Below are 13,997 nucleotides of genomic sequence, written 5' to 3'. Positions count from 1 at the left end.
TGGCGTTCGGTATAAATGAGCAATTTTGAATTTTGAATGAGATTGACATTTTTTAAAGCTAGTTTTTCCTATGTGACTAGAAGTATTTCTTCGTTATTATGCACAATCAGTTTTCGGCGAAAATATTACCCGTTTCAAGTAAACCTCGTATAGTTTACAGATGATTAGCCACTATATTTCAACCCTAGGGAAAACATTTAGTTTGGAAAAAACCTTTTTAGTAGAAATTTGGGGAGCGAGGGGTAAGAAGTGAAATGCAAATTCCTAGGAAAATAAAAGCAAATAGTTACACTAATGAATAAGAAAAAAATAATAGTTTTACTCTGTCTTTTGCTATTAGGTTGCGTACTTCTTTATGGGGGTTATCTGCTGTCAGCGGACAAAATCGGCAAACTTACGACGGGTTATTATTTTGATGATCAAGCACTCACACGCTCGCAAATTGCCGCTGCATTTACGGCCATGTTATTTGAACTGGGTTTGATTGCTGCGCTATTACACAATTTGCGTGAACGAAAAAAAATAACGTTAGAATTGAAGCAAGAGCGGGATTTATTAGAACTGCGGGTTGAAGAACGCACAGTTGAATTAAAAGATAGTGAAATATTTATCAGCAGTGTGTTGGATTCATTAACCTCGCACATTGCAGTATTGGATAACGAAGGGATTATTATCTCGGTTAATCATGCCTGGCGACAATTTGCTGTCGAAAACGGCTTACCAGAACACAAACAGTATAATTTAGGGCAAAGTTACTTTGAAGCCTGCCAAAAGTCTTATGACGGAGCCCATTTAGACGAAGCCATTACCGTACAAAACGGGATTATGGCGGTATTGGCAGGAACACGCGATGAGTTTCATTTTGAATATTCTTGTCACGCGCCTAATGTAGAACGCTGGTTTTTTATGCGCGTGTTTCCTTTGAAATATGGTGGTAAAAAAGGCGTGGTGGTTAGCCATGAAAACATTACCGAACGCAAACAGTTAGAAAAACAACTGAGAGAAAGTAAAGATTTCTTTGAAACCTTAACGACAATCACGCCGATAGGCATTTATCAAACCGATGCAGAAGGCAAATGTATTTTTGCCAATCAAAAATGCTGTGACATCACCGGTTTAACACAACAGCAATTGTTAAATGACGGATGGAGTGCAGCGATTTTTCCTGACGACAAAGAAAAAGTTTATCAAGAATGGTATGCCGCTATTCAGCAGCAACGCCAGTTTAATCTTGAATCCCGTTTTCAACAATCTAACGGACAGATTATTTGGGGCTATGGAGTTAGCCAAGCGATTCACGATGAGCAAGGCAACATTCGTGGTTATATCGGCACGATTGTTGATATTACCGAACGCAAACAAGCCGAACAACGCTTGCAGGAAATTACCGCCCGTTTTGAAGGATTTGCCAAAGCCTCACGATACGGTTTTGGCATGGCGGATTTGCAAGGCAACATTACTTATGCCAATCACGCTTTAGCTGACTTATTGGGTGAAAAAACGCCTGAAAACTGCTTGGGCAAAAATTTTATCAGTAATTATTATTCGCCTGCCATTCAGGAAAAGTTAAAAACGCAAGTCTTGCCAGCTTTATTGGAAACCGGTCATTGGCACGGTGAGTTAGAACTTTTAACCGTAGACGGCAGAATGATTCCAACGGAGGAAAGTTATGCCGTTATTTATGATGGGGTGGGCAAACCTGCTTATTTAACGGATGTTTTAACGGATATTACCGAACGCAAACAAGCCGAATTAAAACAACAAGCCTTAATACACCGTAATCAGGTATTAATGGATAATGCCATTGAGGGGATTCACATACTGGATGCTAAAGGTCATGTTCTGCAAGCCAATAAAGCGTTTTTCCGTTTGTTGGGTTATTTAGAGGAAGAGGCATTAAAGCTACATGTGAGTGATTGGGATGTCGAATTCACAGAGAATGAAATTCAAACGACAATTAAGCAATTATTGACTGGACAAGCTGTTTTTGAAACCCAGCACCGCCGCAAAGACGGCAGTGTGATTGATGTAGAAATCAGTGCTGTCGGCGTTACCTTAGACGGTCAACCCTGTATTTATGCGTCTTCTAAAGATATTACCGAGCGTAAACAAGCAGAAAACCAATTAATCGAAAGAGAAAGGATGTTACAAGCCTTGTTTGACAATGCGGCGATTGGTATTTCGCAAGTCGCATTGGATGGACGCTATTTACAAGTCAATCAGGAGTATTGCCGTTTATTAGGTTACAGCAAAGAAGAGTTTTTAACGCGAAGTTTTCAAAATATCACCTATCCCGACGATGCCGCCGTTGATATGGCGCATGTTAAAAGGTTATTAGCCGGTATTGAAAACCGTTATAGCGTAGAAAAACGTTATATACATAGAGACGGGCATTGGGTTTGGGCGATTTTATCGGTGCAATTGCTTAGAGATGAAAAAGGGCAACCACTTTTTTTTGTCAGTGCTATTCAAGATATTTCTAAACGTAAACAAATCGAAACCGAGCTTGAGCATGCAAAACAAGCCGCAGAACATGCCAATCAAGCCAAATCCGAATTTTTAGCCAACATGAGCCACGAAATCCGCACTCCTATGAACGCGATATTAGGATTTAGTGACATTCTTTCTGAATTAATCACCGATAACAGCCAACGTCACTATCTCAAAGCCATTCAAAGCAGCGGCAAAACCTTGTTGCAACTGATTAACGATATTCTGGATTTGTCCAAAATCGAAGCCGGAAAATTAGAGCTACATTATGAAGAAGGCTCACTTCACAGCATCTTTAATGATATTCAATTGGTATTCAGTCAAAAAATCGCTGAGAAAGGTTTGCATTTTAGTACCGCAATCAGTGAACAAATTCCGTTGAAATTATTAATTGATGAAATTCGGATTCGGCAAATTTTGCTCAATTTACTGAGCAATGCAGTGAAGTTTACTAAACAAGGTAACATTGCAGTTACAGCGGTAGGACATGTATTAGCAGACTCTGATTATGCTGATTTGACTATCAGCGTGACGGATACTGGCATAGGTATTCCGTCCGATCAAATTGATGTTATTTTCGAATCCTTTACCCAGCAAAAAAATCAAAGTGCTACCTTTGGCGGCACAGGATTAGGACTAACCATTACTCAACGGTTAGTCGAAATGATGGGGGGTAAAATTTCCGTCACCAGTCAATTAGGGCAAGGCAGTTGTTTTACTATTCATTTACCGAAAGTAGAAATTTGCCAAACATTTCAACCTCAAACATTAACCACTACTTCAGCAGTTCAAATTAAACCCTTTCAACCCGCTACGCTTCTATTGGTAGACGACGTTGAATCTAATCGGCTATTAATTAAAGCGTGTTTAAAGCCCTATCCTGAACTGCAAATTGTTGAAGCAGAAACTGGAACACAAGCATTAGCTTTAATTGAGGCACAACAGTTTGACTTGATTTTTATGGACAGACGTTTGCCAGATATGGTGGGTGATAGCATTTGTGAAAAAATCAGAGCCATGCCAGACAAGTCTGCTATTCCTATTATTATGATTACCGCTTCTGCAATCGCATTGCCAGAGGATCAGCACAGTCCTTTTTATAATATCCAATTGAATAAACCAATTTCTAAAGCAGATTTACTGGCAGCGATGCAAACTTTATTGCCGTTGGATAACAATATAGAAACAACTATTGCGCAACTGGCAACACAAACAATTGATACAATTGCACCAGAAGTTGTCGCTGAAAATCTGCCACAGTTAATTAAATTATTAAACTCGGTTTATAGCCCGAAAATAGCCAGTTTTATTAATTCAGCTGGTTTACAAATATCTGAGCTTGCCGAGTTAGCGAATGAATTATTGGAAATTGCTGGGCAATATCATTGTCAAACTTTGGCTAATTGGGCGAGTGATTTAAAAAATCAGGCTCTATTGTTTGATTTAGAAAATTTACCGAAAACTTTAAGGGGTTTTCAAGAATTAATGAGGCAATTAAAAAGCAACCCGATTTTACTTTAAGCTTTTAATTTGTGGGATAGAAGGGAATAGAATTATGGGAGAAGTTGGATGCAAATTACTAGAAAGAAATGAACTTGCAGTAATAAAAGCTTCTTCAGGAATAAGAGTCTCTTTAAAGCTTGCAATTTCTCTTTTTTCTAAAACTTGTTCGCTTAGATAACCTTCAAGTGAATCCTGTTTTATTTTAAACCAGCGTATTTTTTCAAAGGCTGAATTTGCCTATTCAAATAAATCTTTAATTTGTATTTCACCGTTTAGAAAGGCAGGAAAAGAAAGAATATCCTCAACGGAATAGACTCCTTTTTCTTTGTAGTCTCTGCCTTCTGGATTTTTATAGACTTCGATAGATTTTGTTGTTACGTTTACAATCCAGTATTCTGGAATTTTTGCTTCCGCATATATTTCTAGTTTTAGCCTGTCTATGCGGAGACTGGATACTGCAACTTCTATTACAAATTCGGCACTTGTCGGATGAGATGTTTTATATTCGTCGGGACTTGCTGGAATAATGGAAATATCCGGCTCCGGTTCAGAATGAATAAAAGTGAGCGGATCTTCTTTTTGAATAACGAAATTTTCATTAATTAATTTGGATAGAATTTTATAAAGTTTGATTACTATGAATCTATGGACAGGAGATTTTGGCATCTTCGTAATTATAACTCCTTCGAGTAATTCAGTCTTTTCAGGAATTAATCCCACTTCTCCCAAATAATGATACTGTTCCACAGTCAGAAGAAGTATTGAGTCTTTAGTAAGAGGGTCTTCTAGAATTTCTGCTAACATGACTCTATATTTTACCTTAAATGAAACACTGTCAATTCGAAAAAGAGAACAAGTCTTGCTTAAAGCGGATAAAATTTTACCCGCTTCATTCATAACACATTTTTGTGAAAGTAACGAAAGTCCACTTTTGCACTAAGCTTTTAATTTGTGGGATAGAAAGAGATAGAATTATGGAAGAAGATTGAAAGATAAATAACAGGGTTTTATTGATAAACCTTTTGCTTGCAATTTCTAAGTGAAATCAAAGAGTAACACAAGGAGAATTATCATGAAATTCACGCTCTTTACTTCCCTTTTACTTTTTTGTATAAACCTGCAAGCTCAGGATTTGTCTGCTTTCATAAAAGAAAATGAAGCCCTACCCTGTTTTGGAAATTCCAAACCAATACGAATTGCAAAGAATGTAAAATTTGCAAACCTTTCGACCGCGATTCCGAAATACTATACAAGTATTGCATGCTTGGTCTCGGGCAATGGGGAAACCATTTTAGGACTTTTCAAAATTCCGGAAAATATACAATTTCTTTTTGATAAAACTATTTTTGCTCCGGAAGTCAGTTCTGGGTCAAATGAATCTGTTTCCAAACAAATTGAATCGGGGAAATCGGTTCCAATCATCCTCTACCTGCAAGTCCCTTCCGATATAAATGCGGATTCCGCTAAAGAAATTGTAAAATCGGCGACCGGTAAAAGTAAAGTGGGAGAAGAGTTAGGCAAGCTGGGAAGTTTATTTGGGAAAAAAAAGAATAAATCCTTGTCCATCCCCATTCTCGGTGAAGACAATAAATCAGAATCCCGAATCAACAAAAGACCTATTTTTGTAAATTATAAAGTAACAGAATCACCTGGTGAAAATGTGATTCATCTAAAATCAGAAAGAAAAGACAAACATGTGAATTTTTTTGAATTGCAGATCACATTCAAAAACAACCCGGGCTCTAATTTTCAAATAGTGAATTTCCAATTGCTTTCCGATCTAGAACTCTATGATGCAAATCCTATAACTATCGCAAATGACAAGAAAAAAGATTCCAATGTGAATGACGAAATCGACCTACAGATTACAAAATCCCTATTCGAAAACATTCCCAAAAACCTCAGCCAGCAAATGAAAGTCCAAAGCCGGATTAATCCATAATTATTTGATGCGACTGCCCCCATTCGTGGTGAATAACCTTTTATTTATAAGCCACGAATTACTCGAATGAACACGAATGGGAATTTCAAAAAAGCCTTTTTTGGGAATTTTAGTTTTTTAGTGAAACCGGCGTCTCATTAGAATTTTGTATTGGCGAGTAGTTAATCTTTCCTCTACATTTTTTTCTAAGTCTTTTCTGATTCCAAAAAAAATCCCCGTTTCGTGCAAATCTCATTATGAAACAAACGCAATCCGATTTTGCTTTAAGGTTTTAATTTATCGGATAGAATAGGATAGAAAAATGGGAGAAGTTGGATGCATATTACAAGAAGGAAAAGTTATTAATTTTACTTTACAAATATAACAAATTCCATAGATTAAAAGTATAAGACAAATTCTTTTAAGAATAAACATATTTTTATGAATGAACCCTTTGAATATATCAATACTATAACTAAAGCCATTGTAGAAAGGGTGAATCCTGAAAAGGTAATTTTATTTGGCTCGTATGCTTACGGGACTCCGAGTAAGGAAAGTGATATTGATATTCTTGTGATATTGAAAGATTCTTCTTTGCCGAGATACAAGAGATCAGGTGATTTATATACAATGCTAAAGGATTATTCCTCTTATCCGAAGGATTTGGTTGTGTATACAGAAGACGAAGTTAAGAAATGGGCAAATGTAAGGCAGGCATTTATTACCTCAGTAATAAAAAAAGGAAAATTACTATATGAGCGAAAGAATTGATTTAGCCAGGTCTTGGTTTCAAGTGGCTAACGAGGATATACTTACGGCAGATCAATTAATGCAGTATGAAGATCCTGTTTTGCGCTCAGTCTGTTTCCATTGTCAGCAAGCTGTTGAGAAGTATATTAAAGGACTAATTATTTATCTAGATGGAGATTTTTCGTATACACATGATATTTCTCGACTCCTCGATGAATTGAGAAAATACGAAAAAGACCTAAGCCTTGAAGATTTAGAGCCAGACCAGCTGACTTCGTATGCGGTAGAAGCACGTTACCCTGAACCTGAAAATAGCCTTAGCATTGAGCGAGCACGAGAAGCAGTTTCCATTGCTCACCAAGTAAGAAATCGAATATTAGAAAAATTGAATATATAGACCATGAACACTTACAAAAACAAAATTTCTCCCAGTTTCGTTCAAAACATCTCATTATAAAAGAAACGCAATCCGATTTTGCTTTAAGCTAAATCGTTACGAGTAAATTATAACCAAAGGAGAAAATAAACATGAGAAAACAAATATTTTGGTTACTCTTTCTATTTTGTTACGCCTCTTGCAGTAGCGTAACAATTAAAACTGGGATCGATGATAAAACAGGTCAGAGGTATTTTATTATTAATAACTCTACAAATTTTGAGCAATTGGATTCTTTCGACGTAGCAGGAAATTGGTTCGTAGACTTTGGTCATCTTGAAAATTTAGACGGTGTAAAATTTTATTACGGAGAACCCATTAAAGGTAAACACGGAACATATTATTCTAAAGAAAAAGCTGCAACTTTAGTAAAAGGACAAAGGTATATTGTATTGATTGGTAGTAGCGCATATAATATTGAACCGAGGTTAGAGTTTGTTCATTGATGAAAAGAGATTGTATTGAGAATAACAAAGTGTAACTTCTGCTATGCGAAAAGGATAACGCCGATTCGCCCAATAACTATCTAAAACACAATCTACATTTTATTCTGATTCAAAATCCATTAGTTAACAACAAAGAAAGAAATTGGAAAAATATTAATAAATCTTCCAAAAAGAAAACCAAATTTAGCTAGCGCAAATTGATTGTAAACCAATGAGCTCTTCCGGCATCTAGTCTTATAAACATTCCCCGTAAAAGAACTTCTTTTTCTCTTGCATATGATTCTCCGGAGATTGTATCTTTTAAAGTAAGCTCTTCTAGTGGGGAGTTAATAAGCATTTGCCTTAAAGTCTCCGGTAGATGAAGTGCCCCGATAATTTCATTTTGATAAGAATTAAAAATTAGGATTTCAATGCACTGATTGTCTTCATTGATTACCGCACGGACAATGCAATCCTTGAGAGGATAATTTTCCCCGTATGCTTTTAGCTCGAATAATTCTAAAGAAAGTTTCTTATATTTTCTTTTGTGAATTCTGTAAAATGCTCTATCGTAGAAGTTTTCCGTTACATCATCTCTTTCTTCGTGTGGTTTTCTTCCCAGTTGAACTGGAATTTTTATTTTCTTTCCTTCTCTTTGTCCTTGATGAAATAAAACGCATCCATGTAAAAAAGAAAGTAGCGCAAAATTAGAATTAGCCAATTCACCAAACACAGTAGCCGCTCTTTCTTCATCATGATTTTCTAAAAACCTTAAAGAATGATTTTGGTATTCTAAATCAGCTTCAAGGTGGAGTCTCGTTCCTTCTGCATCTCGATTTTTTAATCTATCGTATAAAGTCTTGTCATAGGTATAATCAAATCCCAATTGTTGTAAATCGTATTCTCTATTCCAATAGACTTCCGCTATAAATAAGAAATCAGGTCTACCTTCTTTAATTGTCTCAATTAATTCTTTCCAGTAGGATAATGCGCGTATGCCGTGTGTTTTTTCAAATACATCCTGGAGTGGAAGCATTGCCATATCGCATCTAAGACCATCACAGGCATCTGAAATTTCTAATAGAATTTTTTTGTGAACTAAAAGTGTTTTGGGATGAGAAAAATCCCATTGAACTGTATCGGTCCATCCATCATAGTATGGGTCTCTTCCATAATAATAAATTCTTCCGTTCTTATGTAAAAAAGAATTTTTACAAACAGTTGCGTTCTCTTCTTTTTTATAGAGAAATAAATCTGGATACTGTTCGACTAACGGTGAGTCAACCGCGACATGGTTGGGAACAAAATCTAAAATCAACTTCTTACCAATTGCATTTAGCTTGTATCTAAATTGTTTTAATTCTAAAATATGCTCTGCTATCAGTGGGTTTGGTTTGTAATCGTAAATAGCATAAGGTGATCCAATTAAATCTGAATCCACCAAATCAGGCAGAGTTTTACGAAATTCATGTCCTAATCCCTCGTGTTCTTTGCATATTTTTACAGAAGCTTGTGATGGAAGCCAGACACCCATGAGCCAAACTGCATCTGCCGTTATAATCTCAGGAGTTGTAAAGAAACTTTCAGGTGCCTTTAGTATGGTTACACCCTTCTCTATACAAAAAATTCTTGTATTTAATTGATAAATAAAAAGTTGATTAAAGTTATTATGATTCATAAGGATACTCGATTGAAACCAAGATTTATTTTAATTACAAACCTATTCCTATTAAGTTTGCTAATTCATCCATTCTTTTCTTGCAAGAAAACGGAAAAAGTGGAAGAAATTCAAGCGATCAAAGTTGATGACGTGCCTTGGACTGGTGATGAAAACTCTATTCCCGATGCCTTAAGCAATCCAATCCGATCGCATCTCCCAATGCAGTCAAAGGCGGCTCCTTCAAAATCTATAGTCACCAATTTCCAAAATCTCTGAACTATTATCTAGAACAATATTCGACCACAGCCCGAATTTATACTTCCATGTTTGAGCCTTTAACAGCAAATCATCCGATCACTTTAGAAAATATTCCTCAAATTGCTAAAGAATGGAAAATTTCAAAAGATAAAAAGAAATTTACTTTTATTCTAGATCAAAATGCAAAATGGTCAGATGATAAACCAATTACTGCGCATGACGTTCTTTTTACTTACAATACAATTATGGAAAAGAAGAATAATACAGCCGTTTTCCGCATCGGTCTATCTCGTTTTGAAATGCCAGTTGTCATTGACGATTATACAATAGAGTTCACTGCAAAAAATATTCATTGGGACAATTTTAATACCATTGCAACAGGAATTTATATTTTACCAAAACATTACTATGAAGGAAAAGATTTCAACAAAGAGAATTTTGAATTTCCCGTAATTTCAGGTCCGTATAAACTAGCTGAGTCAAAGCCGGGACGTTATGTGCGAATGGTTCGTCGTGGTGACTACTGGCAAAGAGCTTATCCTTTTAATAAAGGTCGCTATAATTTTGATGATGTATTCTATAAAGTTTATAACGAAGAAGCGATTGGTTACCAGGCTATGCTTAAAGGAGATATGGACATTTTCCCTCTTACAAAGCGGCTACCTGGGTAACAGAAGCAGTCGGTGAAAAGTTTGATAAGAATTATATCGTTAAGCAAAGAATCTTTAACGAAAAGCCACTTGGGTTTCAAGGCTGGGCAATGAACACAAGGCGAGATATTTTTAAAGACAAACGTGTTCGTAAAGCAATCGCTCATCTTGTAAATCGTAAAGAGATGATTGAAAAACTCGCTTACAATGAATATGATCCGACTAATAGCTATTATCCTGACTTTTATTTGAATGGAGAAGTTAATCCAAATGAAGCAATCGAATTTGATCCAGAAAAAGCAAGAGAGCTTTTAACCGAAGCAGGATGGAAACCAAACGCAAGTGGAATTCTAGAAAAAGGTGGAAAGGAATTCTCCATCACAATACTGGATAGAGATAAGAGCACTGAAAAATATTTCACAGTCTTCATGGAAGCTGCAAAGCAATTGGGGATAAAGGCAAACATCGAAACTACTGACCTTGCCGCTTGGAGTGCCAGAAAAGACAATTATGATTTTGATCTTACTTGGGCTGCTTGGGGAGGTGGAGTTTTTAAAGATCCTGAGCCTATGTGGTTTGCAAAGTATGCAGACGAAAAAGGACAAAACAACTTAGCTGGTATTAAGAATAAAGAAGTCGATGCCCTCATTGAAAAACAAAAATCAGAATTTAGTCTTGCCAAGAGAAATGAAATCGTAAAAAAAATCGACACCATTATTTACAAAGAGTATCCTTATGTATTGCTATGGCACTTAACAAATACGCGCCTTATGTATTGGAATAAATTCGGTATGCCCGATATGCCTCTGGGACGTTACGGAACAGAGGACTATGCGACTGACTTCTGGTGGTTTGATGCCAAGAAAAATGAAGAGCTTGAAAAAGCAATTAAGGATAACGTTGCTTTGCCGGCAAGTCCAAAAGAAGTGAAGCTTCCTAAGATAGAGCCTCCTCAAATCTTAGAAGAAGAAACTGAGCCGGCAGTTGAAAAACCTGCTCCCAAAAAAGTAGAAAAGAAGGCACCGGCTAAGAAAGAGAAACCGACAAAGACAAGTAAGAAAGAGAAAGAAAAGAAAAAGTAGTGTAAAGTAAGCAGTCATTCCCTCAACGAAAAGTAGGACAGGCATCCCTGCCTGTCCTCTAAAGGGTAGCCAGTCTAGACTAACGAAAGTAAAAATAAATGCCATCAGAACAAATAACAAATAACACAAATATAGAAAGAAGTGATTTTCTGAAAAAGGAAATCACTTCTTGGAATAGTTTTATAACAGAAGAAACTATTCTAAAATCCAAATTCAATGAGATGAAAGAATCGCCTTATCCTTTTTTCCGTGCGACGGCTCATCTATTCTATAAAGACATTGATTCTCTTTTGATTCCAATTCCTTCCGAATGGAAACAAACACCGCGTATTAAAACTTGGATTCAAGGAGATTTGCATACGCAAAATCTTGGCTTCTTTGAAAATGCTGATGGTCAAATCAAACTAGATGTAAATGATTTCGATGAATCTTTCATTGCTCCATTTTATCTAGACCTGATTCGATTTGTAACGAGCATTTTCTTACAAAGAGAAGACGTAGATTTTAAATTCTCACCAAAAGAAGCCTCTGATCTAGCAGAATACTTTTTAGAAGAATATCAGGAGACTCTCTCTGAAATCAGCGAAGACGGAAAAGAATTGGAGCTAATAGAGAATAACCTCGATGGCTTTCCAAAAGATACAGTAGATGAATTAAAAGATAAAAAATCTAACACCACTCTTCTTGCCAAATGGACAAAGCCAGTCGAGGGAAAGATTTGTTTCGATCTATCAAATCCAGAACTATGTGCCCTAACCGAAACAGAATCACAAGAGATTCGTTCCAATTGGAGTGATTACATTGAAAGTCTTGGTGATTTCTCCGCTGAAAAAAGAAGTGTATTTTTTCAGATTCAAGACATTGCTCGTAGACTCCACTCAGGAATGGGAAGCCAGGGGGTTCATAAGTATTATGTTCTAATCCAAGGAGATTCAAGTCCCCTTTTATTAGAAGTCAAGGAACAAAGACTACCCTGTCTATTTCTAATGAAAGATATGTCCGAATCGGAATACAATTCCTTCTTTACCAATCACGCAGAACGAACGAAGACTGCCTGCAAAGCGATGCTTGCAAATCCAGATAGTTTTTTAGGAACGATGGTTACGGCGAATCACTCTTATCTCGTCACTAGAATTTCTCCCTTTAAGAAGAAGTTAGAATCTAAAGACTTTCACTCTGAATCTGATTTCAAAAAATATCTCAAGCATTCAGCTAGAGCCGTTGCCTATGCTCATAGTAGATCTTACAAATCCATCTTTATACGATCAACGTCTCTTTCGTTCGCCAATACAGTATTATCCGCAATGAAGGCTTGGTCGGGAACGAGAAATACCATTGTAAAACTTGGCAATGATTATACCGAACAGGTCAAATCAGACTTTCAGCAATGCCAAACTTGGCTTTGATATTAAAATTCAAAAGCTTAAACCAAATAAAGACTTCATAGAGAATTTTCATGGACGCAGAAAGCAAAATTGATATTATCCTAAGAAGAAGCTTTCTTGATTTTTTTAAAAGAAGGCTCCTCATTGATTCAAAAAGCATTAGCTATGAAAACAAAACGATTCTTTGTAACGAAGTAAAAGAAGTCCGTTATGGAATTTTGCAGTTGTATATAAATGGAATCAAAGCCAATCGAATCTACGAGATTGGTATAAAGGGGAATTCCCCAAAGCCATTGCGAATAACGTTTCAATCTGCTCGTGTATTTGTCACAAATAAAAAAATGGAAGAAGTCTATCTTTCTATTGTGAATTGTCTTTGGAGCAATGTGACTCTACGGCTTGTAGAGGAAGCAATCCAAAATTTGGAACAAGGTAAATCTTTCTTAATGGAGAAAGTCGAAGTAAAACCAAAAGGAATTTCTATGCAAGTCCGACGCTAGTATGGTAAAAAGAAATCCATTTTGTGGAATGGAAAATCTTCGAAAGTATTCCGATGAGGGGATACTCTGTATTTACTCGGAAGAGGATAAAAAAGCAAAGCTAAAACTAAATTTTCAAAAAGATTGGAATACTCCAGTTCTTGCTTCACTCCTTGATTATCTTTGGAAAGATGGACGCGCGTATTTACTGTCTGAGGAAAGGTTTTAAATATATCCGTTCAAAACCAAAGAGCTTATCGCAATTTAAAGAAATAATAACCTATTGAACAAAGAATAGAGACTAACACGGATATTCCGATGTAATAAGGAAATATATCACCGGCACTCTCATCTGCGGCAAATCCTATTATCCATAAAACCAATCATAGATCCGAGAAAGGAAAAAACCAAAATCAGAAATAGATTAATCATGTTACGAAACAAAGATTCATTCATGAATTTGTTAATCACCAAATGATTAAAAGTTCCAGTGAGGAAACTAGCAATTACCCCGAAAGCACTGCCGGCAGCAAAAAGAAATAACATAACGATTAAATTAGGAATATTCATATAACAACTGCCTATGATTATTACAGTAAGCCTCAGGTCAAATATTTATTGTGGACAGTTTATTTTAGGTAGTTGGCGATAAAAGAGAGTTGAGAATTCATTGACGTCTTGTTTGCACTTATAAAACTATCAAATACCGTTTCAGGAACGTATAATCGGACTAAAACTTAAGGAGTTTTTATGTTACCACCACTTGCATTGTTTAATCTTGGTCCTTGGGAAATTGCTATCATTCTATTAATTGTCTTATTGCTTTTTGGAGGCAAAAAACTTCCTTCTCAAAAGATTTAGGTGCGGAATTAAAGAATTTAAAAATCACTTTCTAGTGCTGCAAGTGAAGAGCTGAGAGTCCACCTGCTACCTGCATTCAAAGAAGAAGAGCCTGTTG

The 13,997-nt window shown here is 36.2% G+C and carries 12 protein-coding genes and 1 pseudogene; 10 read left to right on the top strand and 3 right to left on the bottom strand.

Features of this window, described 5'->3' with window-relative positions; all coding sequences use genetic code 11:
• The first annotated feature begins 294 nt into the window (after positions 1–294).
• A complete protein-coding gene (locus IPH52_05225; GenBank protein ID MBK7054442.1) occupies positions 295–4,011 on the top strand; it encodes a PAS domain S-box protein in 3,717 nt (1,238 codons plus the stop codon).
• 219 nt (positions 4,012–4,230) lie between these two features.
• On the opposite strand, the gene IPH52_05220 is transcribed toward IPH52_05225, so the two are convergent.
• Positions 4,231–4,890 carry a Uma2 family endonuclease gene (locus tag IPH52_05220; GenBank protein ID MBK7054441.1) on the bottom strand — a complete coding sequence of 220 codons (660 nt, stop codon included), beginning with the start codon at positions 4,888–4,890 and terminating at the stop codon, positions 4,231–4,233.
• Positions 4,891–5,065: 175 nt separating this feature from the next.
• Here IPH52_05220 and IPH52_05215 point away from each other — a divergent pair, with 175 nt between their 5' ends.
• From IPH52_05215 to IPH52_05200, 4 genes are all read left to right on the top strand, one after another.
• Entirely contained in the window at positions 5,066–5,935 is an 870-nt protein-coding gene (locus IPH52_05215; GenBank protein ID MBK7054440.1) for a hypothetical protein, read from the top strand.
• Positions 5,936–6,355: 420 nt separating this feature from the next.
• The gene (locus IPH52_05210; protein ID MBK7054439.1) at positions 6,356–6,685 is read left to right on the top strand and encodes a nucleotidyltransferase domain-containing protein; all 330 of its coding nucleotides are present in this window, start codon (positions 6,356–6,358) and stop codon (positions 6,683–6,685) included.
• Positions 6,669–7,061, top strand: a complete 393-nt coding sequence (locus tag IPH52_05205) for a HEPN domain-containing protein (protein MBK7054438.1) — start codon at positions 6,669–6,671, stop codon at positions 7,059–7,061. The genes IPH52_05210 and IPH52_05205 overlap by 17 nt, the downstream gene beginning before the upstream one ends.
• Before the next feature lie 131 nt (positions 7,062–7,192).
• Positions 7,193–7,546: a hypothetical protein gene (locus IPH52_05200; protein ID MBK7054437.1), complete on the top strand. Its 354-nt coding sequence runs from the start codon at positions 7,193–7,195 to the stop codon at positions 7,544–7,546.
• 187 nt (positions 7,547–7,733) lie between these two features.
• Here the strand turns inward: IPH52_05200 and IPH52_05195 are convergent, their stop codons facing one another.
• Positions 7,734–9,203 (bottom strand): alpha-amylase, encoded by a 1,470-nt coding sequence (locus IPH52_05195; GenBank protein ID MBK7054436.1) that lies wholly within the window; start codon positions 9,201–9,203, stop codon positions 7,734–7,736.
• On the opposite strand from IPH52_05195, the pseudogene IPH52_05190 reads away from it, so the two are divergent.
• From IPH52_05190 to IPH52_05175, 4 genes and pseudogenes are all read left to right on the top strand, one after another.
• Positions 9,195–11,175, top strand: a pseudogene (locus IPH52_05190) (ABC transporter substrate-binding protein). The gene IPH52_05195 and the pseudogene IPH52_05190 overlap by 9 nt on opposite strands.
• Positions 11,176–11,273: 98 nt before the next feature.
• Positions 11,274–12,581 carry a DUF2252 family protein gene (locus tag IPH52_05185; protein MBK7054435.1) on the top strand — a complete coding sequence of 436 codons (1,308 nt, stop codon included), beginning with the start codon at positions 11,274–11,276 and terminating at the stop codon, positions 12,579–12,581.
• A 50-nt stretch (positions 12,582–12,631) separates the two neighbouring features.
• Entirely contained in the window at positions 12,632–13,060 is a 429-nt protein-coding gene (locus tag IPH52_05180) for a hypothetical protein (GenBank protein ID MBK7054434.1), read from the top strand.
• A gap of 1 nt (position 13,061) precedes the next feature.
• A complete protein-coding gene (locus IPH52_05175; protein MBK7054433.1) occupies positions 13,062–13,268 on the top strand; it encodes a hypothetical protein in 207 nt (68 codons plus the stop codon).
• A gap of 119 nt (positions 13,269–13,387) precedes the next feature.
• Here IPH52_05175 and IPH52_05170 read toward each other — a convergent pair whose 3' ends face one another.
• Complete coding sequence (locus IPH52_05170; GenBank protein MBK7054432.1) at positions 13,388–13,609, bottom strand: hypothetical protein; 222 nt, start codon at positions 13,607–13,609, stop codon at positions 13,388–13,390.
• Positions 13,610–13,789: 180 nt separating this feature from the next.
• On the opposite strand from IPH52_05170, the gene IPH52_05165 reads away from it, so the two are divergent.
• Positions 13,790–13,900, top strand: a complete 111-nt coding sequence (locus IPH52_05165; GenBank protein MBK7054431.1) for a twin-arginine translocase TatA/TatE family subunit — start codon at positions 13,790–13,792, stop codon at positions 13,898–13,900.
• Positions 13,901–13,997: the final 97 nt, after the last annotated feature.

This window comes from Leptospiraceae bacterium, from assembly GCA_016708435.1.
Taxonomy (GTDB): domain Bacteria; phylum Spirochaetota; class Leptospiria; order Leptospirales; family Leptospiraceae; genus UBA2033.
Note: the sequence above shows the minus strand (reverse complement) of the source record. Positions and strands in the feature narration are given on the sequence as shown.

Bases quoted from the DNA above. Each gene is read 5' to 3' on its own strand.
- IPH52_05225 (MBK7054442.1), top strand. From the start codon at position 295: ATGAATAAGAAAAAAATAATAGTTTTACTCTGTCTTTTGCTATTAGGT.
- IPH52_05220 (MBK7054441.1), bottom strand. From the start codon at position 4,890: ATGAATGAAGCGGGTAAAATTTTATCCGCTTTAAGCAAGACTTGTTCT.
- IPH52_05215 (MBK7054440.1), top strand. From the start codon at position 5,066: ATGAAATTCACGCTCTTTACTTCCCTTTTACTTTTTTGTATAAACCTG.
- IPH52_05210 (MBK7054439.1), top strand. From the start codon at position 6,356: ATGAATGAACCCTTTGAATATATCAATACTATAACTAAAGCCATTGTA.
- IPH52_05205 (MBK7054438.1), top strand. From the start codon at position 6,669: ATGAGCGAAAGAATTGATTTAGCCAGGTCTTGGTTTCAAGTGGCTAAC.
- IPH52_05200 (MBK7054437.1), top strand. From the start codon at position 7,193: ATGAGAAAACAAATATTTTGGTTACTCTTTCTATTTTGTTACGCCTCT.
- IPH52_05195 (MBK7054436.1), bottom strand. From the start codon at position 9,203: ATGAATCATAATAACTTTAATCAACTTTTTATTTATCAATTAAATACA.
- IPH52_05185 (MBK7054435.1), top strand. From the start codon at position 11,274: ATGCCATCAGAACAAATAACAAATAACACAAATATAGAAAGAAGTGAT.
- IPH52_05180 (MBK7054434.1), top strand. From the start codon at position 12,632: ATGGACGCAGAAAGCAAAATTGATATTATCCTAAGAAGAAGCTTTCTT.
- IPH52_05175 (MBK7054433.1), top strand. From the start codon at position 13,062: ATGGTAAAAAGAAATCCATTTTGTGGAATGGAAAATCTTCGAAAGTAT.
- IPH52_05170 (MBK7054432.1), bottom strand. From the start codon at position 13,609: ATGAATATTCCTAATTTAATCGTTATGTTATTTCTTTTTGCTGCCGGC.
- IPH52_05165 (MBK7054431.1), top strand. From the start codon at position 13,790: ATGTTACCACCACTTGCATTGTTTAATCTTGGTCCTTGGGAAATTGCT.